The 20,859-nt window shown below is 55.2% G+C and carries 21 protein-coding genes; 8 read left to right on the forward strand and 13 right to left on the reverse strand.

Annotated features, from left to right (window positions below; all coding sequences use genetic code 11):
* The first annotated feature begins 26 nt into the window (after nucleotides 1-26).
* The 7 genes from LG290_RS09690 (at nucleotide 27) to LG290_RS09720 (ending at nucleotide 5,486) form a co-directional block, all read left to right on the forward strand.
* A complete protein-coding gene (locus LG290_RS09690; RefSeq protein WP_499834651.1) occupies nucleotides 27-479 on the forward strand; it encodes a DUF2170 family protein in 453 nt (150 codons plus the stop codon).
* A 61-nt stretch (nucleotides 480-540) separates the two neighbouring features.
* Nucleotides 541-1,242, forward strand: coding sequence for a PspA/IM30 family protein (locus LG290_RS09695; protein ID WP_499834652.1), 702 nt, complete (start codon nucleotides 541-543; stop codon nucleotides 1,240-1,242).
* 65 nt (nucleotides 1,243-1,307) lie between these two features.
* A complete protein-coding gene (locus LG290_RS09700) occupies nucleotides 1,308-2,378 on the forward strand; it encodes an ion channel (protein WP_499834653.1) in 1,071 nt (356 codons plus the stop codon).
* A complete protein-coding gene (locus LG290_RS09705; protein WP_160418734.1) occupies nucleotides 2,378-3,097 on the forward strand; it encodes a DUF2491 family protein in 720 nt (239 codons plus the stop codon). The genes LG290_RS09700 and LG290_RS09705 overlap by 1 nt, the downstream gene beginning before the upstream one ends.
* 89 nt (nucleotides 3,098-3,186) lie before the next feature.
* Nucleotides 3,187-3,600, forward strand: coding sequence for a DUF350 domain-containing protein (locus LG290_RS09710; RefSeq protein ID WP_160418785.1), 414 nt, complete (start codon nucleotides 3,187-3,189; stop codon nucleotides 3,598-3,600).
* An 11-nt stretch (nucleotides 3,601-3,611) separates the two neighbouring features.
* Nucleotides 3,612-4,235 (forward strand): DUF1190 domain-containing protein, encoded by a 624-nt coding sequence (locus LG290_RS09715; RefSeq protein WP_499834654.1) that lies wholly within the window; start codon nucleotides 3,612-3,614, stop codon nucleotides 4,233-4,235.
* Between the two features lie 84 nt (nucleotides 4,236-4,319).
* Nucleotides 4,320-5,486: a glutathionylspermidine synthase family protein gene (locus LG290_RS09720; RefSeq protein ID WP_499834655.1), complete on the forward strand. Its 1,167-nt coding sequence runs from the start codon at nucleotides 4,320-4,322 to the stop codon at nucleotides 5,484-5,486.
* A 79-nt stretch (nucleotides 5,487-5,565) separates the two neighbouring features.
* Here the strand turns inward: LG290_RS09720 and LG290_RS09725 are convergent, their stop codons facing one another.
* From LG290_RS09725 to LG290_RS09775, 11 genes are all read right to left on the reverse strand, one after another.
* Complete coding sequence (locus LG290_RS09725) at nucleotides 5,566-6,003, reverse strand: VOC family protein (RefSeq protein ID WP_160418737.1); 438 nt, start codon at nucleotides 6,001-6,003, stop codon at nucleotides 5,566-5,568.
* A 128-nt stretch (nucleotides 6,004-6,131) separates the two neighbouring features.
* The gene (locus tag LG290_RS09730) at nucleotides 6,132-7,577 is read right to left on the reverse strand and encodes an NAD(P)(+) transhydrogenase (Re/Si-specific) subunit beta (RefSeq protein WP_499834656.1); all 1,446 of its coding nucleotides are present in this window, start codon (nucleotides 7,575-7,577) and stop codon (nucleotides 6,132-6,134) included.
* Nucleotides 7,578-7,592: 15 nt separating this feature from the next.
* Nucleotides 7,593-9,164 carry a Re/Si-specific NAD(P)(+) transhydrogenase subunit alpha gene (locus LG290_RS09735; RefSeq protein WP_499834657.1) on the reverse strand — a complete coding sequence of 524 codons (1,572 nt, stop codon included), beginning with the start codon at nucleotides 9,162-9,164 and terminating at the stop codon, nucleotides 7,593-7,595.
* Nucleotides 9,165-9,730: 566 nt separating this feature from the next.
* A complete protein-coding gene (locus tag LG290_RS09740; protein WP_499834658.1) occupies nucleotides 9,731-10,786 on the reverse strand; it encodes a YeiH family protein in 1,056 nt (351 codons plus the stop codon).
* Nucleotides 10,787-10,960: 174 nt separating this feature from the next.
* Nucleotides 10,961-11,947 carry an alcohol dehydrogenase catalytic domain-containing protein gene (locus LG290_RS09745; RefSeq protein WP_499834659.1) on the reverse strand — a complete coding sequence of 329 codons (987 nt, stop codon included), beginning with the start codon at nucleotides 11,945-11,947 and terminating at the stop codon, nucleotides 10,961-10,963.
* Between the two features lie 24 nt (nucleotides 11,948-11,971).
* Entirely contained in the window at nucleotides 11,972-12,733 is a 762-nt protein-coding gene (locus LG290_RS09750; RefSeq protein ID WP_499834660.1) for an SDR family NAD(P)-dependent oxidoreductase, read from the reverse strand.
* A gap of 1 nt (nucleotide 12,734) precedes the next feature.
* A complete protein-coding gene (gene hisD / locus LG290_RS09755; RefSeq protein WP_499834661.1) occupies nucleotides 12,735-13,970 on the reverse strand; it encodes a histidinol dehydrogenase in 1,236 nt (411 codons plus the stop codon).
* Nucleotides 13,971-14,289: 319 nt separating this feature from the next.
* Nucleotides 14,290-15,597, reverse strand: coding sequence for a TRAP transporter large permease (locus LG290_RS09760; protein WP_499834662.1), 1,308 nt, complete (start codon nucleotides 15,595-15,597; stop codon nucleotides 14,290-14,292).
* A gap of 11 nt (nucleotides 15,598-15,608) precedes the next feature.
* Entirely contained in the window at nucleotides 15,609-16,172 is a 564-nt protein-coding gene (locus tag LG290_RS09765) for a TRAP transporter small permease (RefSeq protein ID WP_499834663.1), read from the reverse strand.
* Nucleotides 16,144-17,328 carry a TRAP transporter substrate-binding protein gene (locus LG290_RS09770; RefSeq protein ID WP_499834664.1) on the reverse strand — a complete coding sequence of 395 codons (1,185 nt, stop codon included), beginning with the start codon at nucleotides 17,326-17,328 and terminating at the stop codon, nucleotides 16,144-16,146. Before LG290_RS09770 ends, LG290_RS09765 begins: the two co-directional genes overlap by 29 nt.
* A 45-nt stretch (nucleotides 17,329-17,373) precedes the next feature.
* The gene (locus tag LG290_RS09775) at nucleotides 17,374-17,601 is read right to left on the reverse strand and encodes a hypothetical protein (protein ID WP_499834665.1); all 228 of its coding nucleotides are present in this window, start codon (nucleotides 17,599-17,601) and stop codon (nucleotides 17,374-17,376) included.
* A gap of 249 nt (nucleotides 17,602-17,850) precedes the next feature.
* Between LG290_RS09775 and LG290_RS09780 the strand changes: the two genes are divergently transcribed.
* Entirely contained in the window at nucleotides 17,851-18,879 is a 1,029-nt protein-coding gene (locus LG290_RS09780) for a LacI family DNA-binding transcriptional regulator (protein WP_499834666.1), read from the forward strand.
* A gap of 3 nt (nucleotides 18,880-18,882) precedes the next feature.
* Here the strand turns inward: LG290_RS09780 and LG290_RS09785 are convergent, their stop codons facing one another.
* Entirely contained in the window at nucleotides 18,883-19,887 is a 1,005-nt protein-coding gene (locus LG290_RS09785) for an Ldh family oxidoreductase (RefSeq protein WP_499834667.1), read from the reverse strand.
* Nucleotides 19,880-20,821, reverse strand: a complete 942-nt coding sequence (locus tag LG290_RS09790) for a hydroxyacid dehydrogenase (protein WP_499834668.1) — start codon at nucleotides 20,819-20,821, stop codon at nucleotides 19,880-19,882. Before LG290_RS09790 ends, LG290_RS09785 begins: the two co-directional genes overlap by 8 nt.
* Between the last annotated feature and the right edge of the window lie 38 nt (nucleotides 20,822-20,859).

A 20,859-nucleotide genomic window follows, 5' to 3' on the forward strand; every position in this document is an offset into this window, starting at 1 on the left:
ACCTCACTGGCCCCATGGAGACATAGATGGACGTGAACAACAGCCCCACCCCGCTTGATGCAAAAGTCCTTTTCGATATCGTCAACGATACAAGCTCTTCCGTTCTCACGGAGCTGGCCTGGCCGGAAGGCGACGTCACCCTGGATGTGGACAACAATACGCTGGTCTGGGAACTCAGCGACTACGGCAATCTCGCCATTACCCTTTCGCGTAGCGAAAATGAATGGGTGGCGATGACTCCGATCGCGCCTGTGGCCAGCGTCAAGGAACAGGCTACCTTCAATGAAATCCTGTTACGCCAAGGGTTGATCCTGCCGCTCGCCTCCATCGGCATCACCGATATTGGCGGCCACGCTTATTACGTCGCTTATGGCCAGCTATTCGGTGACTCCAAGCTTGAATCCCTCTGTGCCGAACTTCACGCCACGGCCGGGGCGGCGATGGAAGTGGCAGGGCTTATCCAGGAACATTTTGCCTGAGACCAGACGTCGTCACTGAAATAATTATCCAGTTATCTAACAGTTAAAATGAGGGATCAACATGTTGAATAAGTTACTAACGGCCTTTCGCGGCAAAGCGACCGAAACCGGCCAAGCCGCGGTCGATTCACAGGCATTACGCATTCTCGATCAGGAAATTCGCGATTCAGAAACCCAGTTGGGCAAATCCAAGACCGAATTGACGCGCCTGATGGGGCAACGGCAGCTCAATGCTAACAAGGCGAGCACCCTTGAAAGCAAGATCTCCCAACTGGAGCAAAGTGCCGCAGCCGCCCTGGATAAAGGTGAGGAAGAGTTGGCAGTGGAAGTCGCCAACCGTATCGTGGCATTGCAGGATGACCTGGACGCGGAACGTGCCATCGTGACTGAGTATGACGCAAGCATTGAAAGCCTGCGCGGGGCCATTCGCGGCACCGAAAATCAGTTGCGCCAGTTCAAGCAGCAGGTCAGCGTGGTGAAAGCGACCGAATCGGCGCAGAAAGCCCAGTCCGCGGTTGCCGCTCGCCACTCCGGCCAGAACAGTGCGATGCACAGCGCCATGGAATCGCTCGACCGCATCAAGGAACGTCAGCAGCTCGACTCCGCCCAGATGAAAGCCGCCGATCAAATGGCCGCCGAAGAAAGCGGAAGCTCTCTCGAAGCGCGCCTGAAAGATGCCGGCATCGGGGCCACCAATCGCAAGGCCGATGATGTACTGGCCCGCCTGAAAGCGAAAAGCAACAAGGGATCGGCCCCCGAATAAGTCTCACCCATGACAGACCTGCCCTTTCGGACAGGTCTTGAGTAATGTTGCGAAAAGGAAGGGCCGTGCCGATTTTCTTGCGCCTGATGAAAGCGCTACAGGCATCCACCATCAACGTCAGCTGGACGTTTCTGCTGATTGTCGTGCTTGGCCATGCCAGCTTGTCCTGGGCCATGATGGTGCTGGCAAGCGAGCCAATTGCCCAGAGCCTCGGCTTGTGGGTCTACTTCTACATAACCACGACCACAACGGTGGGTTACGGCGACTTCAGCCCCACCACCGGCGCCGGCCAATGGATCGCTGCACTGTGGCTCATCCCGGGCGGAATCATGCTCTTTGCCGCTTTTATCGGCAAGGCCACAGCAAACGTCAGCCAAGCTTGGAGACATATCATGCAGGGGAAAGCCAACCACCAGGACCTTTCCGGCCACACGCTGATCATCGGCTGGCATGGTGAGCCGACGAAAAAGATTATCAATATCCTTCTGGAGGATCGCAACCTGCCGGACGACATCGTTCTGTGTGTGGTCAAGGATATCGACAATCCCATGCCCGGCACCGTCAAGTTTGTTAAAGGCGATAGCTTTTCCAGCCCCGAGTTACTAGCACGTGCGGGCGTCAAGGGAGCCAGTCGCATCATCATCTATGACGATGCCGACGAACGCGTGGCCACCATCGCTCTCTCGGTCTATGACCAGAAGCGCCCGGATTGCCATGTCGTGGCTCATTGCGATAACCACGCCACGGCCAACATGTTACGCCGCACCCTGCCGGGTATCGAATGCACCGAAGGACTTTCCATCGAAATGCTGGTGCGCTCGGCGACCGATGCAGGCATCAGTCGCGTCGTTAACGAGTTGCTAGCCATCAACCATGGAGCCACCCAGTATCAGATCCGCCTCCCCCAAGCGACGCCAGCCGTACGCTACGGCGACCTCATGAACGTGGCGAAAGCTCAGTACAACATCACTTTATTGGGCGCATGTCGATCGGGAACGCAAGACACCCAACTGCTCAACCCGCCGTTCGATCATGTGCTCGCCCCGGGCGACACCCTTTACTACATGGGAGATAAGCGCCTGTCCGAAAACGATATTCTCACATTGCTCAACCATGCCACCGCAGGAGCGGCGTAATGCTCAAGACGCTCAAAGCACTGCTTCGTTCAACGCAACAAGATACCAGAGCCGACAACTCAGCCATTACCGCCACGGGACTGCCACCGATGGTTTCTCTGGAGACGGTCGAAGGCTTGCGCCTGGATGGTCGGGTCAAGATCCAGCTGATCGGCTTACGTGCCCACGAGGATGCCCTCTTTGCCTGGGACGATGACAGCTACCACCATATCGCTGCCGTAGGGCATGTCGACCTGGGGCAAGGTTCGCACCTGGTTCGCTTTTATCTGGACAACGACACCTGGCTGCAAGCCAATATCGAACACGGGCATGTCATCGAATACAAGCTCTTCGATTTCTACCGGGTTGCGCATGTCTCTGATAGTGAGTTCGATACCTTAGTCAACGGGGTCGAGAAAAAAGCCGATACATTGGGCGCCAATTGCGTCACCCTCACCGCCGCGCCGCCCGCGGAACGTAGCTGTGAATTCAACCGCGTTTGGGGCGCCCCCGACAGCCTTTGGTCGGCGCCGGTGGTCTTCGAGGAAAGCGTGACGACACTGGAAAGCCTCGTGCCCAGGCAGGTACGCCATCATGCCATGCTCTACGAACGCAACATCCAGGCTTCCGAACGTATGGAATACCTACTGATCAGTGCCGAGGATGACGGCCAGGGAAGCTTCATGGTGGTTTACAACTTGGGCGTGGATGTTGCTTCGGTGGATATCGACGCCCTCTAGTAACGCCCTCCTTACAGTATCATCTTCAAAACATGTTTTTTAGAACGTGTTTTTTCTAACATTCCAAAAGGACCCACCGCATGGACAACATCGTACTTTACCTACAAGGTTTGCCGTTTTTCTTCGCCTATTTGTTCGGCGCCATCGTACTGCTGGCTGCGTTCATGTTTTGCTACAGCTTTATCACTCCCCACCATGAGTGGACGCTGATTCGTCAAGGCAATGCAGCGGCCGCAACGGCTTACGGTGGTTCTATCCTGGGTTTCACCATTCCGCTGTATAGCGCCATGGCTAACTCGATCAATTTCATCGATTTTCTGCTGTGGGGTATTGTCGCCTTTTTCGTGCAGTTGGCGACGTTCTTCGGTTTCAAGCTGTTCTTGCGCAAGCAGGGAGAGAGCCTGTCGCAGCATATCACCGAGGGGCACCACGCCTACGGCATTCTGGTAGCAACGGTCTCCATTTCGGTTGGCTTGCTCAACGCCGCTTCAATGACGTGGTAAGGAGAGAGGACATGTCGACCCAAGATCAAACACCAAGATTGCCACGCCGCAAGCGCAGCGCTCGCTTATCACTCGCTCTGATGGGAGTGGGCGCCTTCGGTTTAACGGCCTGCAGCCCTGAGCCGGAAGAACAAATTACCGACGTTCGCTTCGACGAGCCCAAGGCATTCCAGAGTGTAGAAGAGTGCGTTGCCGCCAACGTCTATACCCGCAATGCCTGTGAAGCCGCTTATGAAGCATCGCTTGAGGCAGTGCCCCGCTTCGATTCTCTAGAAGCCTGTGAAGCCCAGCATGGCGAAGGCGCCTGCACAAAGCCGACCGAAGAACAGGCGCAGGCCGCTACCGGCAGCAGTGGCGGCGGCTGGTTCATGCCCGCGATGATGGGCTACATGGTCGGCAACATGATGTCGAACACCAACCGTGGACGTAGCATCGAGCGAGTCTACCAGGAACCGGTTTACCGCAACCGCCAGAACCAGGGCGACTGGAATGCCGCCACGAGAAATACCTCACAGCGAGTAGCGCGGCGCAATGAAGCTACCCGTACTGCTGTGCGCCAGACGGCAAGCACCCGAGCCACTCAGCGCAGCGGCTTCGGTTCCAGTTCCTCGGCACGAGGCGGCTGGGGCTCTTGAGGCTTCAAGCCAAGCGTCAGCCGTTCCGGTTGACGCTCATTCTTGTCTTGTGACTCATGGGATGTCACACACCCTAGGAACGCCATGCTGAAAATCGATATCGCCGAACGCCGCAACTGGAAAGGTTTGGCCAAAGAATTGGGCTTTCATTTCCACACCATCGAAGGCGCGCCTTACTGGAAAGAGGCGGCGTATTACCAATTCACCTTGACTCAGGTCGAAAATGACATTGAAGCCCCGACGGAAGCCTTGCACGAACTCTGCATGGCCATGGTCGAACGCGTCTGTCACTCCGATGAACTGATGCGACGCCTGGCCTTGCCCGAGTACATGTGGGAAACCATTCGCCGCTCATGGGCGGAGGGGCAGCCCCACCTTTATGGGCGCATGGATTTCGCCTATGACGGTAACGGACCGGCGAAGCTTCTCGAACTGAACTACGACACCCCCACTTCCATCTACGAAGCGGGTTTTTTTCAGTGGGTGTGGCTGGAACAAGCCATTCAGCAAGGGCTTATTCCACGTCAGGCCGACCAGTACAACTCCATCCAGGAACGCCTGCTCAACGTCATGGCCCATCTGGGGCAGCGGCTCGAAGACGCAACGCTGCATTTCTCCTGCGTAAAAGATAACGTGGAAGAACGGGCCACCGTGCATTATCTGCAGGATATTGCGGTCCAGGCCGGCCTCAAGGCGCCTTTCGTGTTCATGCAGGATATTGGCCTGAACCCCGGCATGACGCATTTCGTCGATCTCGACGACAACCCGATTCGAGCCATCTTCAAGCTTTATCCATGGGAAGAAATGGCCCATGACACTTTTGGCGAACAGCTGCCCGCCATGCAAACCCACTGGTTCGAGCCACCCTGGAAAGCGATTCTGTCCAATAAAGGCATTCTGCCGTTATTGTGGAAGTATAACGAAGGCCACCCCAACCTCTTGCCCGCCTTCTTCGACGACGACCCCAGCCAGCCGTTGCCCCCCGGCTGGGTGCGCAAGCCGTTTTTCTCGCGTGAGGGGAGCAATATCGAACTGGTCACCGATGCCGGTGAACGCGAGTTTGTCGACGGGCCTTACACCGATAGCCCCTATATTCGCCAAGCGTATCAGCCCATGCCCAAATTCGGCGATCAGCATGCGCTGATCGGCAGCTGGGTGGTCGGCGATCGTGCCTGCGGCATGGGCATTCGTGAAGATAGCGGCAAGATCACCAAGGACACCTCGTGCTTTATTCCCCATGCGATTGTGTGAGGGGGGCGACTACAAAGGAAATAGCGAGGCGCCTCTTGGCGATTAACTCGCTCTTTTCCTTGAGGCTTCGGGAATTGGCTCAGTTCTTCTTGAACAGCTGTTCATCCCGATTCTTGAAGGCCTTGAATTCCAGGGCGTTACCCGAAGGGTCGTAGAAGAACATGGTGGCCTGTTCACCGGCTTCACCCTTGAAGCGTATATAGGGCTCGATCTCGAAGGAGACCCCGTGTTCACGCAACTTCTTGGCCAATGCCTCCCAGGATGCCATGTCCAGCACCACACCGAAATGCGGTACCGGCACGCCGTGACCATCGACCGGGTTCTTGTGGCTGGTGACGGGATTGTCCTTGAGCGCAGGATTCAAATGACACACGAACTGATGGCCGTAAAGATTGAAGTCCACCCAGCTTTCCGATGAGCGCCCCTCCGGGCAACCCAGAAAATTCCCGTAGAATTGACGAGCTTCGTCGATATCGCGTACTTGTACCGCGAGGTGAAAAGGATCAGACAGGTTCATGGTTACTCCTTGCCAGTGGCAATTCTTTGCCAGTGCTATGTTGAACCAGAAAACCCGGGCCGATTTCGACGACCCGGGCGCTTAACCAACAGCTTATTACTAACAGTTTAATGCTCAAGCCAGGTGTTTCAGTCGATCAACGGCACCAGGGAATCGATACTGCTCTTGGCATCGCCATAGAACATGCGCGTATTCTCCTTGAAGAATAGCGGATTCTCGATACCCGAGTAGCCGGTACCCTGCCCACGCTTGGAAACGAACACCTGCTTGGCATTCCATACTTCCAATACCGGCATGCCGGCGATGGGGCTGTTGGGATCCTCCTGTGCCGCCGGGTTCACGATATCGTTGGAGCCGATCACGATAACCACGTCCGTATTCGGAAAGTCATCATTGATCTCATCCATTTCCATCACGATGTCGTAAGGCACTTTGGCCTCGGCCAACAGGACGTTCATGTGCCCCGGCAAGCGGCCCGCCACGGGATGAATCGCAAAGCGTACATTCTTGCCCGCATCGCGCAGCTTGCGCGTCAATTCCCTGACTGAATTCTGCGCCTGGGCAACCGCCATGCCGTAACCCGGCACGATGATGACACTCTCCGCATCATTGAGCGCTGCCGCTACGCCACCGGCATCGATAGCCACCTGCTCGCCTTCGATCTCGGCGGACTCACCCTTGGCGCCGCTGCCAAAGCCACCCAGGATGACGCTGACGAAGTTGCGATTCATTGCTTTGCACATGATGTAGGAAAGAATCGCACCAGAAGACCCCACCAAGGCACCGGTAACGATCAAGAGGTCATTGGAAAGCGTGAACCCGATGGCCGCCGCCGCCCAGCCGGAATAGCTGTTCAGCATCGAAACCACCACCGGCATATCCGCCCCACCGATCCCCATGATCAAGTGATAGCCGATGAAGAAAGCCAATGCCGCCAGTACCAGCAATGACCAGAAGCCCGCGCCGTTGAGATAGGCGATAGCCATGACCAGTGACAATACCGCCGCTGCGGCATTGAGCATGTGCCCGCCGGGCAACTGACGGGATTTACCATCGACCTTGCCCGCCAGCTTGCCGTAAGCAATCACCGAGCCGGTGAAGGTTACTGCGCCGATGAAGATGGCAAACACGATTTCGACTTGAAGAAACGTCAACTCGGCGGGGGTCTTGGTGACCAACAGGGCGGCAAAGGCCGAAAATCTATCCGTGGCCTCGCCTGCAAGTAGCGCCGAGGCGACCCGTGTACGCTCCAGATCCGCGCTCCAGGCCACGAACACCGCCGCCAGACCCACGAAACTGTGCAGTGCTGCGACCAGTTGCGGCATTTCGGTCATCGCGACGCGCTTGGCGATATTCCAACCGATCACCGACCCGATAAGAACCATCGGGATCATGATCCAGTAGCTACCGATTCCGGGTCCGAAGGCAGTGAACAACACCGCAATGGCCATGCCCACGATGCCATACCACACCGCCCGCTTGGCCTTTTCCTGATTACTCAACCCACCCAAGGAAAGGATGAAAAGTATACTTGCCGCAATTGCCGCGGCAGAAACGAAACCTTGACCTAACATGTCGTATCCCCGCGTTTATGATTTTTGGAACATGGCCAGCATCCGGCGTGTCACCAGGAAGCCACCCACGATATTGATGGTAGCGATCAGCACGGAAATCGCCGCAAGTATGACCACCACCCAGTTACCCGAGCCTATCTGCAAGACGGCTCCCAGAATAATGATCCCGGAAATGGCATTGGTCACCGCCATTAGTGGTGTATGTAGCGCATGGCTGACGTTCCATATCACCTGATAACCCACAAAACAGGCCAGCACGAAAACGATCAGATGCTGCATGAACGATGCCGGTGCGATTTGCCCCAATACCAGCATAAGTAACCCGCCCACCCCCAGCAATGTCACCTGACGCTTGGTCTGAGCCCGGATCGCCGCAAGCTCGGCGGCTTTCTTTTCTTCCGGCGTGGGCTCCTTGACTTTCTCCTTGGGCTTGGCCGCGGCAATCGCCTTTACCTTGGGCGGCGGAGGCGGAAAGGTGATCTCACCCTGATGAGTGACCGTGGCGCCACGAATCACGTCGTCTTCCATGTCATGCACGACGTCACCGTCTTTCTTCGGGGTGAGGTCGGTCAACATGTGGCGAATATTGGTGGAATAAAGCAGTGATGACTGAGTCGCCATCCGCGAGGGAAAATCAGTGTAGCCGACAATGGTCACACCGTTGTCGCTGACCACTTTCTGGTCGGGTTTGGTCAAATCGCAGTTGCCGCCCTTTTCGGCTGCAAGGTCGACAATCACCGAACCGGGCTTCATGGCCTTAACCATGTCCTCGAGCCACAATTTGGGCGCGGGCCTACCCGGAATCAGCGCCGTGGTGATGACGATATCGACTTCGTGCGCCTGTTCGCGGAAACATTCCAGCTGTTTCTCGCGAAATTCAGGGCTGGAAGGCGCGGCATAGCCACCGCTGCCGGCACCATCCTGGTTCTCGTCGAAATCCAGAAACAGGAACTCGGCGCCCATGGATTCGATCTGTTCGGCCACCTCAGGCCGCACATCGAAGGCACGCACCATGGCGCCCAGGCTGGTCGCGGTGCCGATAGCCGAAAGCCCCGCCACACCGGCACCGATGATCAACACCTTGGCCGGAGGCACCTTGCCCGCTGCCGTGACCTGACCGGTGAAAAAACGCCCAAAATTGTTGCCCGCCTCGATCACCGCGCGATAACCAGCGATATTGGCCATCGAGGACAGCGCATCCATCTTCTGCGCGCGGGAAATACGCGGCACCATGTCCATGGCAATTACGGTAGCGCCTTTGGCCCGGCACTCTTCCAGTAATGACTCATTCTGCGCCGGCCAAAAAAAGGCGATCAGTGTTTGACCTTCACGCAGGTAACCGACCTCCACCTGGGAAGGCTCACGTACCTTGATGACGATCTCGGCGTCGGCCCATAGCTTTTCGGCACTATCGATGACGGTAACACCGGCCTCTTTATAGGCTTCGTCGGAAAAACCCGCCGCCGCACCGGCTCCGCTTTCCACCAGGCATTCGTGGCCCAATTTCTGTATGTGCACGGCGCTTTCGGGCGTCAAAGCGACACGCGCTTCGCCCTTGGCCGTTTCCCTGGGTGCTCCAATCTTCACAGTAAATCTCCCGAATTGTTGATGTTATAGCCACTTAGTTGTGCCTGGATGCCTAACATAGCGTTAACGGCATGAAGAGCCACTGTTTTTTTGATTAGCAAACGGCAACGTCACTCTCTTTACTCAGTGGACGAATGACGCCACTCACAATTTCGATTGCCTCAAGCGAGAGGGTCTCTTTATGGTTAGCCTATGGCCTGCGGGTCGACCATGTCCACTCGCCGCTCGATATATGCACTCCATGCAAAGCAATATGTTGGCGGGTTTTTCACAAAAATTAAAGTAATTATTCAGCTTGAGCCATGAGATTATCTATCTGATTAATATAAATTTTTATTTTTTATGACTGAGAAAGGAGATTCATCTAAAAATTAAAAAACACATAACAAACAATAAGATAAATATTTATCTCATTATTGAAAGCCATCCTGAAAAACAGTCAAATAATTGATTTTCAAGCGCTTTATGTGGTGAATAGCTCCCCAAAAGTAATTAACGCATTGTTTCTGTTAGCCGTTCCATGTGTGATTTTAAAAACATCCACAGCGCTACCACTCACTAAACCCCTAAACCCCTAAACCCCCGAACAACACCACACCAAGCACGATGGCCAGCAGTAGCACTGTTTCCAAGGCCATTAATATCACCGGTTTCCATCCCACCACGGCAAGCTTCTGGAATGAGGTCTTGATACCCAAGGCGGCAATGGCCGTGACGAGGCACCAGCGTGACAGCGTCGACATTCCGTCATTCACTGCATCGGGAATCAATCCCAAGCTATTGACCACGACTAGAATCACAAAGCCCACCAGAAAACTCGGTAACATCGGGACCTTGGTTGCCTGTCCCTCTCCCTGACGCGATGCTCGAAATAGCCACATGAAGACCATTACTGCTGGCACCAGCATGGCAACTCGCACCAATTTAACCAGTGTTGAGATGTCCCCCGTTTCCTCCGAGATCATGTAACCGGCTCCCACTACCTGAGCTACGTCGTGGATAGTACCGCCTAGGAAAATTCCTGTCTGGACATTAGCCAGTTCCAGAGCCCCAGCGAGCAGTGGATAGATCACCATTGCGACGGTTGAGAGCGTGGTCACACCGACCACCGTGAGAATTGTATTACGTTCACTGTCCTCATGGCGCGGCATCACCGCCGACAGAGCTAATGCCGCCGATGCCCCGCAGATGGCGACAGCGCCACCAGTCAAGAGACCCAGGTCACGGGGTAAGCCTAACGCCCTGGCAAGCACCGTCCCTATCACGATGACAATCACCACAGACCCTATAACAGTGAGCACAACCCCAACTCCGAGCTCGCCCACTTGCTCGAAAGTCATCCTCGCTCCCAGCAATGCCACTCCCAAGCGAAGGACGGTGCGAGCGGCAAATTCGATGCCTTCACGACAACGTCCCTCGTCACTCAAAAAGTGCAGCGACATACCGAATAGCAACGCATAAAGTAGCGTCGGACCTCCATAGTGATCGGCGATGAACGTAGTGGCCAAAGCGATAGTGACGCACACTAACAGGCCACGGCCAATGTCGCGGAAGTTACCAATCCGACGGACCAGCCGAAAGGACCAACCAGCCTCAGGTGACGTGAATATTGGTGGCTTCATTTCCCTGTTCTCCTAATGCTGTTATGCCCCGCCAAGGACATGCGACTGATGCGAGGCTAGCGTTCAGCCTCAATAGCGCAGCGCTACATCAGATCCTTGTTATTGTCGTCGCGAGTCTGTCGACATGCCGCAATACATTACCGCTGCGAATCATTCAGAAATGTCATGGATACGTCAGGGGCTCAGGATGATTTTGGCCGCCGGGGTTCGGCCCGCAACAAGATCCGCGAAAGCGGCAGCGCCTTCATTGAGCTGGCGGACTTCCACCCAAGAGAGATCCCCCAGCGCTTGCGAATCCAGCAGGTCGACCGTGGCTCTCAAGTCGGTAGAGGTGTACGTGTATGCGCCGAGGAAGGCAATTTCCTTGAGTGTGATGGCTCGGGTATCCAACCCACCTTCGTTGTCCTGCAGCCCCAGATGCATGATGGCCCCGCCAGGTCGCACGAACCGCACAGCCATATCCCGGGTGGGTGCCGACCCGACGCAATCAAAGACCGCTTCGAAGGTATCTGTCTCCGGTGTTTCATTGCGTGGGTCAAAAGCAGTGAGTCCAGCCTCTTCTGCAGTGCTTCGCCGGAGTGGATTCGTTTCGGCGAGTTGCAGATGACGTACCCCTTTATGGCGCAGGATCAGCCCTGTGAGCAGACCAATGGCGCCAGCGCCAATCACCAGCACCCGAGCCTCAGAGAGCGGCCTCAAAAGACAACGTGCCAAACGATTCACCCCATGTAATGCAGTAGCTGCGGGCTCGGTCAGTGCTGCTGCCACGGCAGACAAGGAATCAGGCAGTTCGATCAAACAGTGATTAGGGATGGTGAGTGTCTCAGCGAACGTGCCGGGACGGGTCATGCCAATCATGGTGCGATTGGTACAAAGATTCTGGCGGCCCTCCAGGCAGTAGTCGCAATGCCCGCAGACAATAAGGGGGTTCATGGTCACTCGCTTACCGGCAAGCGGGCCTTCCAGCACCTCACCAGCAGCCTCATGGCCCAAGATTAACGGCGGCTGACGACGCGGATCATGACCATGAAACGCATGCAGATCGGAACCACAGATCCCTGTCGCTAGAATGCGTACCCGGGATTCCCCTTCGGCCAACGGCACCTCTTCAGTCTCGCGCATTTCAACCTGCTCAGGGCCAACATAATAAAGTGCTTGCATAGTGCAACTCCTCGCGGGGTCAAGTTATTTGGCGGTAAAACCACCATCGACATAGAGCGTTTGCCCCGTGATGTAACCGGAGGCTGGGGAAGCCAGAAATACCGTCGGACCGGCGATATCAGTCATGCTGCCATTGCGACCGATAGCCGTTCGTTCGGCCAGATTCCCGGCCGACACCGGATCATCGAAGACCGGTGCCGTCAGCTCAGTGGGAAAGAAGCCTGGCGCAATTGCATTAATATTGATGCCATGCCTGGACCATGCCTCGGCCATGGCGCGGGTCAGCTGAACAATGCCGCCTTTACCGGCGCCGTAGGGCGCGCTGTTGGGGAAGGCTCGCTGCGACTGCAGCGAGGCCAGATTAATGATGCGCCCATAGCCTTTTTCGCGCATGCCCGGCACCAATGCCTGGGACAAAAAGAAAGGCGTCCCCAGATGAAGCTGCAGTGTCAGCTGCCAGGAAGCCAAATCGACTTCCTCAATCGGTTGGCGCAGATTGACACCCGCAGCGTTGACTAGGATTGTCACGGTGCCGAAAGGCTCGGCTGCACGACGAGCAATATCATCCAGCGATTCCGGTGCAGCGAGATCGGCAACGAGAGCGGCCGCTTGACCGGCCTGTGCTTCGATTGCCGACACACTCTCTTCGAGTGCCTGACGCCGTCGGGCAGCCACTACCACCTTGGCACCTGACGCCGCCAGTGCCTCGGCCATGGCCCGCCCCAGGCCACTGCTTCCGCCTGTTACCAGCGCCACCTGACCATCGAGACTGAAGTCCGGCTGCATCTTAGATCTCCTCGTGAATGACCAGATCAAACGTCTCGTCCGGATAGTACTTCGCCAGACGAACATCACCGGTACGCGCATGCCCTTCCATGCCTTCGCAACGAGACAGGCGGGCAGTGGCAGAGGCCACACTGCGAGTTGCCTCGCGACTCTGGCGCTGATAACTCACGACCTTGAGAAACTTCTGGGCACACAGGCCGCCGGTATAGCGAGCGGCCCCTTTCGTCGGCAAGATATGGTTGGTTCCGGAACACTTGTCCCCAAAGGCGACGGTGGTTTCCTCACCGACAAACAGTGAGCCGTAACTGCTTAGTCGCGCCACCCACCAATCGAGGTCTTCAACCTGCAGCTCCAGGTGTTCGGAGGCATAGCGGTCGCTGACTTCCACAACTTCTTCGCGAGTATCACAGAGGATGATTTCACCGTAATCACGCCAGGCAACCTCCGCTGCTTTGCGTTGTGTCTCGGGAAGCGACTCGATCAGACCCGGCATACGTTCTGCCACCGCTTCCGCCAGCTCCCTGGAGGTTGTAAATAACCAGACGGGGGTATCCGGACCATGCTCGGCCTGTCCCACCAGGTCAGCCGCCACAATATTAGGGTCAGCATTATGATCGCCGATGATCCCGATCTCGGTGGGGCCTGCAAACATGTCGATACCACAGCGCCCGAATAACTGGCGTTTGGCCTCGGCAACGAAACGGTTACCCGGTCCGACGAGGATATCGGCCGGGTTGCCGGTGAACAGCCCAAAGGCCATGGACGCAATACCTTGTACGCCGCCCATCTGGAGAATGGTGTCAGCTCCCGCCAGGTCCATGGCATAAAGAATTGCCGGATGAATCCCCTGCTCGTCACGAGGCACCGAACATGCCACAACGTTTTGGACGCCTGCTACCTTGGCCGTGGCAACGCTCATGATCGCCGAAGCGATATGCGCATAGCGTCCGCCGGGGACATAGCAGCCGGCCGTTTCCATCGGAATCAGCTTCTGGCCAGCAAAAAGACCCGGCGACAACTCGGTTTCGAACTCGCCGATGCTGTCACGCTGGGCGACAGCAAAGCGGCTTACCCGTTCGTAAGCAAACTGAATGTCCTGCTTGAGCTGCTCAGGTACTTTCGCTTTCGCCGCCTCGATCTGCTCTCGGCCGACCACAATATCGCCTTGCCAACCATCCAGGCTGAGACAGTACTCCTTGGCCTTGCTTTCTCCTTCAGCTTCGATTTCGGCGAGCATCCTTGCAACAATTTCCTGAGTCTGGTCGTAGCCAGTCGATGCGTTTTTATCAGCTTTTTTATAGTAAGTAATTGCCATTTTTATATTCCTCTTATTGATTTTATTTACGCTTTAATCCGCGCGCAGAGGCTCTTGAAAAAGCCAAACGACACAACGGTTGTTATTTACCTGTCCGGTGATAAATGACGCAGCATCAATCCCTCATATTTAAAACTGCCTATTTTCACGGCCAAGTAATATTGCCTGCCCACAAAATTGTAAGCGCTTACAATTTTTATGGGCAATGCTCTCTTTAATTAAGTGCAAGATAGTTATGTTATTACCGCCACCAGAGCGATAGCCAAGGCACGAAAGCGACCAATAAAGCCACGGATAACATGGCTAACACGAAGGGAATTGCATAGCGCGCTATTGCCAGCACAGAGCAACGTGTCAACCCGGCGACAACGAAAAGGTTAAGACCCAACGGCGGAGTAATGAAACCCAACCCCAGCGTGGTAATCATCAGGATGGCAAAGTGAAAATTATCCATTCCCACCGTCTGCGCAAGTGGCAATAAAAGAGGCGCCAGAATAACGATGTTTGGCGTCGCCTCCATCACGCAACCCGCCAGAACTAGTACCCCGATCATCATCAAAATAATCAGCACTGAAGAGTCGGTAACGCCAGTGATACTTCCCACCATGGTTTGCGGAATAGACAGGCTGGCCAGCATCTGAGCCAATGGGTGCGCAATCGCAATGATCGGCACAATGACCCCACACACCCGTGCCGATGATTCCAGCATGCGTGGAATATCACTCAGAGTAAGCGTGCCTTGCTTCATACCCACCAGCACCACAACGACGACAGCCACTGACGCCGCTTCTGTTGGCGTAAAGATGCCTGAATAAATCCCGCCAAGAATAACAATAGGTACAAACAGTGCCCATCGTGCATCCCAGACCGCATGCAGCCATTTTTGCAACGAAAAATGCTCATGTCCCTTCTCAAAACCATGCATCCGGTTAAGCACCACGTTCGTCATCATGATCGCCAGCATCACCAGAATACCGGGGATGATTGCGGCCAGAAATAACGTGGAAACCGGCATGCCAAGCACTAAACCAATGACGATATAGGCAATGGAGGGCGGTATCAGAATACCCGTACAGGCCCCTGCAGCCACCAGCGCACACGCTGCCGGAAGAGGATATCCCCTTTCAACCAGACGAGGGATCGTCATGCGCCCCACCGCTGCGGCACCTGCCGCATCAGAGCCTGAGATACAGGCAAAGAATCCACAGCCCAATGTCGTAGAGCTTCCAACGCCACTACGGAAACTGCCTACGGTGGCCTGTGCCAGATTCAACAATTTATCCGAGAGGCCAGAGCGAACCAAGGCATCACCCGTCAAGATAAACAGTGGCACCGCAATTAATGCAAAAGCGTTGATTCCTTGGAAAAGAGAGGCTCCAAATACCGATAAGGGCAATGCCTCAGTAAATGTAAGCGCTGTCAAGGTACCCAGTCCGATAGCTACCCAGATCGGTACGCCCAATGCAATCATGACGACCAGACCCAATATCGGTAAGAAGAACGTCCAACCCAGATCTGCGGCAGCCGGTTGATATGCCAAAAACTCCATCACGCTTCTCCTCAGTCAAACAGTTTCTGGCCATCAAATACTGGCTCACCGCGTTGTATACGACGGATATCTGCCAGCATTGACTGCACCACTCGTATTACAATCAATGTAAAACCGAGCGGCACTGCAGCCAAAAAGATAGCCTGCGAAACACGTAGACCAGGTGTTATCGACCCAAAGTTTATGGAAGTGAGAATAGGAGAAATCGACAACCACAATGCCCATACTGCCAGCACCAGTGTCGCAATATCCGCAAACCACCACGCGAGGCGCTTCATGCGAGGACCGCCAAGGTTGACCAGGACGTCGATGCGAATGTGCGCACGATCCCTGACGGCTGCCGCAGCGGCAAGCCAGGCCAGATATATAAAGGCATACCGCGCAACTTCCTCGCCCCAGGACGAGGAGTAGTTCATTACGAAGCGTCGAAAGACTTCAATGGCAATCGTCAAAATGATGAGTGCGTAGAAGGTTAATAGAAGCCAGCGTTCAGCATTACGATCAATCTTGTCGCAGCGTAAACGGAACGCTCTCCATTTTGACATTTTAGCTGTTGCTGTCGACGAAGTAGCCATTGTACTCCTCCGTAGCGGCTAACAACTGTTCAAAAATATCCATCGAACCCGCCAGCTCACGCTTAGTGTCATCCCAGTCCGACAGATGATGGCCACAGCGATCACGCCACTGGCCTATTTCGTCTTCAGTGGGTGAGTAGATCTCGACACCGGCCTGACGCATCTGGTTATAAGCATAAGCACGGGCTGCTGGAACCTTGGCCAGGTTTTCGCGGAAGGTCGTCTCGGCAGCTTGCATGACACCGTCCTGAATGGGAGCGGAAAGTGAGTCAAACCACTCCTTGTTGCAGGTATAAACCTGCGCATCAGCCACCGACTGGATAGTCGAAATACTCTGTAAAACGTCCGTGAAGCCAAAAACCAGCAGCGCCTGAACGCTGGGGTCAAGCGCATCCGCGACGCCCTGCTGCATGGCAGAGGATGTTTCCCCCCACGCCACCGGGGTTGGATTGGCACCCAACAGCCGGTAAACCTTTTGCAGGATTTGCGAGGAAGGTACGCGGAACTTGATACCCCTGATATCTTCCGGGGTTTTCGCTGGACCATCCAGAAGACCACGACGGACAGCGACGGTACGGGGATCGATACAGATATAAGAAAGCACCTTGAACCCGCGCTCTTCTACCTTTTTATGCACCACGTTTTGCCAGGCTTGCGAAGTGACCAGGTTGACAAGATTCTGGTTATTACCACACCAATAGGGAATATTGATCAGATCGACCTCCGGTGCGAAGGCGGCAAGGTTTGACATGGAATGCTGAGCGATCGCGACAGATCCATTCTGCACCTTACTGATCAGCGCATCACCCACACCCAATTCACCAGCAGGGGCCAACCGGACGTAAACCCGGCCACCCGTGAAGTTCTGCAGATTTTCTTTAAAATTCAGCTGCATGATCGGATAAGCTCGACTCGAACCAACCCGGTACCCTGTCGCTAACACAATGGTCACTTCAGCAGTAGCCTGAAGCTTACTCTCCTCCTGAGCCGTTTGCGCCATGGCTTGCTCGGAGAAAAGGACGCCACCAACAGCGCCAATAACGGCGGCACCAAAGCCGTAACGCCCAACGCTCATCATGAATTGGCGGCGTTCTGGAAGGCTAGGTTCACCAGAAATACCGGGGTTGAATGTATTGAAATGTTTGAAAAGAGACATCAGCGTGCTCCTTGTATTTATTGTTAAGCCTTCAATCGGCTCAGTTCATGCGGTGTGAGAATTTCGAGATTCGAGCTTCATGCAGGCAGAGATAAAAACGCCTGTTGCAATGACTAGCAGCAGCGCTTCTTGGGCTGCAGAGATACTCAACAACCCTGGATTGAAGCGCTGAATCGCAACATTAAGGAAGAAGATCGCAAAAAGACCGAAGGCTACCCACATGAGCGCCCCCAGGCTCTTACTCTTGGAGGGTTTATTAGGTGAATCCGACATAGATTGACTCCTCGAATCTTGTTCTTGTCATTATCCTTCGCCCGTCAGTGTTTCCGTACCTAGCCTTGGCAGTCGCTCTTTCAAATTACGCTTTGAAGTTGTATATAGGAACAACCTGAATGTAAGCGCTTACAAGACCATGTTTTCAAGTTAAACTCATATAGATGAATTGTCCAGAAAAAATTTACCTTCGCTACGATCACGTAAACACACAGGTATCCAACGATATAAAAAAGGAAAAAATCTTTAATGAACAAAGAATTACGAAACATTTTGCTGACAGATGTCGCTCGAGAGGCCGGCGTTTCGACAGCCTCGGTATCAAGGGTTCTCAATCGGATTCCCCATGTCAGCAAGCCACTGCGGGTGCGTGTAGAAGCCGCTATAGATAAACTTGGCTACGTACCGCACGGTACCGCCCGTGCACTTGCCTCGCGGCGCATTGGTGCGATCGGAGTGCTTGTGCCCACCCTGGACAATTCTGTTTTCAGTACTGGCATCAACAGCCTGGAGCAACGTCTCAAACATCACGATTGCCGCTTGCTTATTGCCACCTACCGCTACGACCTTGATGATGAATTCGACGCTTTGCAGACCCTTATCCAGCAAGGTGTTGATGGTCTGGTGCTGATCGGCCACGATCATCGACCTCTTGTACTGACGACCCTGAAGCGGCGTAAGCTTCCTTTTTTGACCTGCTGGCATGGCATCGACGACATCGAGTGGCCATGCATCGGGTTTGACAATACCGCTCCGGCACGCGCACTGGCCGAACACCTGCTACAACTTGGGCATCGTCGGCTGGCAGTGGTAAGCGCACCGGTAGAAAGCAATGATCGTGCCCGTGCCCGGATGCAAGGCTTTCTTCAGGCAGCCGAGCTGGCCGGCTGTTCGATACTCCCCGAACACATAATTACCGTCGATTACGGTATTGCCGAAGGCTTTCAGGCGTTCGAGACCCTGATGCAACTTCAACCCTCTCCCACCGCCATACTGTGCGGCAACGACACCTTGGCTTTCGGCGTCATGTTGGCCGCCCAACGTGCCGGTGTATGCATACCGCATGAACTCTCGGTCACGGGCTTCGATGACCTTCCCCAAGCCCGCTTCATGACGCCAGCGCTTACCACCGTGGCGGTTCCTGCCACTGATATCGGGTATCAAGTCGCCGATGCATTAGTGGCCCGCATTGAGGGCGAAACACTCCCACACCGGCAGTTGCTGGACGCTCCCTTAGTCATCCGGGAATCGACTGGCCCATTAAACACAACCGCTTGAAAGTCAGCTCGCTGCCGCGTGACTCTCAAGCGCGGCGACAAGAGAGGTGGACAATGTGACCTGGCCATCGCCCTCACGGCGCAGTTGAAAGCGACGCTCACCCGGTATGCGAACACCGGGCTGTTCCAACATGGCCGCAAAAAGACTTTCGGCATGCTCGACGAAGCCCGGGGAAAACCGCTGCGGATCAATCAGCAAAATCAGTTGCGCAATACCAGGAGGCTTGCCTTCTGCATCAAAAAAGGAGCTTGCCTGAAACCCGAAATTGCTACCGGTCAGCCCTGCCGTCAGTAGCTCAACCATCAGCGCTAACGCGGCCCCTTTGGCATCACCGGCGGGCACCATACTCCCTGCAATCGCCTCATCGGGATCCGTCGTTGAGCGCCCTTCGATATCCAACGCCCAACCTTCCGGGATCGGCTCTCCCTTGATCTTTGCCATCATGACCTTTCCACGCGCCACCTTTGACAACGACAGGTCAATCAACAGTGGATCACTATCACGACGCGGGCATGCAAACGCGATAGGGTTGGTACCGAACAAAGGTAGTTTGCCGCCCCAAGGGGCCATCGCGGAAGGTGCATTACTGAACGCCAGCGCCAGATAACCGCGACGTGCTGCAGCCTCCACTGGAGCACCGGCCACTCCGAAGTGATGGGAGCGGGCAATGGACACCGCTGCCACGCCTGATTGCGCGACGCATTCATAGCCAGCTTCGAGCCCCCGCTCTACCGCAGGAAAGGCCAGGCCGTGCTTAGCGTCAACGCGTACCACAGCCCCATCAGACTCTATCCGAGGCACCGCCGACGCATCGACCTTGCCACTGGTCGCCTGATCCAGATAGAAAGGTAGTCGCGATAGACCATGCGATGGCAAACCGTCGCGTTCAGCAGCCAGCAAAGCCTCCACGGTTGCAGCAGCCTCAGCTTCACCGAAGCCGCGACCACGCATAGCGGCCATGGCCAGTTCACGAACCTGAGTCACATTGAGTTCGATGTTGTCACTCATACGCCCCCTCTGTCTTCTCTAGAACTTCACGAACATTATCGGCGGTCATCTGACTGATACGGGCATTGGATTCTTCAGTGACCCCCGCGATATGGGGCGTCAGGATGAGGTTCGGAACACTTTCCAGTACCGAGCCACTCTGCAAGGGCTCTTGCTCAAAGACATCAAGCAGGGCACCGGCCAAGCGGTTCTCACGCAGGGCCGTGGCCAAAGCGGCTTCATCGACAATACCGCCGCGTGCAGCATTGACTAAAATGGCGCTGTGCTTCATGCGCTTCAAGGCAGCGTCATCAATCAGATGACGCGTCTCATCAGTCAATGGAACGTGCAAGCTGACCACATCGGCCACTTCCAACAAGGCAGAGAGGCTGTCGTGACGTTCGACACCAGCCCACTCAGGCGCATCAGCGGGCAAATGCGGATCGAAAGCGACTACTTTCATATCCAGAGCCAGCGCTCGCCGTGCGGTCTCCCGTGCGATGGCACCGAAGCCGACCAGTCCCAGCGTAGAACCACTTGCTTCTCGGCCAATCAACGCCTGACGCGGCCACTCGCCTGCCAGCATTGACTGACTGGAAAAGTAGGCCTGACGACGCAATAGCAAAATACCGGTCAGCACGTACTCAGCAACCGAACTACCATTCCCGCCATGCGCCGGTTTAACCGCAACGCCTCGAGCCTTACAGGCATCCATATCGATATTGTCGAGCCCTACCCCGAGGCGCCCCACTACCTTGAGGCGAGATGCGGCCGCCAATAATTCAGCATCCACCTGGGTACGGTTGCGCACGATAATACCGTCAGCGTCAGCAACGGCTTCCAGTAGCGATGGACGGTTATCCACCAAAGAGGTTTCAAAGATCACCTCAAATCGATCCTTGAGGCTCACGACGACCTCTTCATCCATGAATTCAGATATCACGATTTTAACCATGCGTACTCCTGCTTTATTGCCAAGCTAGGCCCGTTATC

This window comes from Halomonas sediminis (genome assembly GCF_044871105.1).
GTDB lineage: Bacteria > Pseudomonadota > Gammaproteobacteria > Pseudomonadales > Halomonadaceae > Vreelandella > Vreelandella zhuhanensis.

Excerpts from the sequence above, each read along its gene's own strand:
- LG290_RS09720 (WP_499834655.1), top strand. The coding sequence starts at position 4,320 with ATGCTGAAAATCGATATCGCCGAACGCCGCAACTGGAAAGGTTTGGCC.
- LG290_RS09695 (WP_499834652.1), top strand. The coding sequence starts at position 541 with ATGTTGAATAAGTTACTAACGGCCTTTCGCGGCAAAGCGACCGAAACC.
- LG290_RS09760 (WP_499834662.1), bottom strand. The coding sequence starts at position 15,597 with ATGGAGTTTTTGGCATATCAACCGGCTGCCGCAGATCTGGGTTGGACG.
- LG290_RS09750 (WP_499834660.1), bottom strand. The coding sequence starts at position 12,733 with ATGCAGCCGGACTTCAGTCTCGATGGTCAGGTGGCGCTGGTAACAGGC.
- hisD (WP_499834661.1), bottom strand. The coding sequence starts at position 13,970 with ATGCTCGCCGAAATCGAAGCTGAAGGAGAAAGCAAGGCCAAGGAGTAC.
- LG290_RS09765 (WP_499834663.1), bottom strand. The coding sequence starts at position 16,172 with ATGGCTACTTCGTCGACAGCAACAGCTAAAATGTCAAAATGGAGAGCG.
- LG290_RS09775 (WP_499834665.1), bottom strand. The coding sequence starts at position 17,601 with ATGTCGGATTCACCTAATAAACCCTCCAAGAGTAAGAGCCTGGGGGCG.
- LG290_RS09715 (WP_499834654.1), top strand. The coding sequence starts at position 3,612 with ATGTCGACCCAAGATCAAACACCAAGATTGCCACGCCGCAAGCGCAGC.
- LG290_RS09740 (WP_499834658.1), bottom strand. The coding sequence starts at position 10,786 with ATGAAGCCACCAATATTCACGTCACCTGAGGCTGGTTGGTCCTTTCGG.
- LG290_RS09785 (WP_499834667.1), bottom strand. The coding sequence starts at position 19,887 with ATGAGTGACAACATCGAACTCAATGTGACTCAGGTTCGTGAACTGGCC.
- LG290_RS09770 (WP_499834664.1), bottom strand. The coding sequence starts at position 17,328 with ATGTCTCTTTTCAAACATTTCAATACATTCAACCCCGGTATTTCTGGT.
- LG290_RS09780 (WP_499834666.1), top strand. The coding sequence starts at position 17,851 with ATGAACAAAGAATTACGAAACATTTTGCTGACAGATGTCGCTCGAGAG.
- LG290_RS09705 (WP_160418734.1), top strand. The coding sequence starts at position 2,378 with ATGCTCAAGACGCTCAAAGCACTGCTTCGTTCAACGCAACAAGATACC.
- LG290_RS09790 (WP_499834668.1), bottom strand. The coding sequence starts at position 20,821 with ATGGTTAAAATCGTGATATCTGAATTCATGGATGAAGAGGTCGTCGTG.
- LG290_RS09730 (WP_499834656.1), bottom strand. The coding sequence starts at position 7,577 with ATGTTAGGTCAAGGTTTCGTTTCTGCCGCGGCAATTGCGGCAAGTATA.
- LG290_RS09690 (WP_499834651.1), top strand. The coding sequence starts at position 27 with ATGGACGTGAACAACAGCCCCACCCCGCTTGATGCAAAAGTCCTTTTC.
- LG290_RS09745 (WP_499834659.1), bottom strand. The coding sequence starts at position 11,947 with ATGCAAGCACTTTATTATGTTGGCCCTGAGCAGGTTGAAATGCGCGAG.
- LG290_RS09725 (WP_160418737.1), bottom strand. The coding sequence starts at position 6,003 with ATGAACCTGTCTGATCCTTTTCACCTCGCGGTACAAGTACGCGATATC.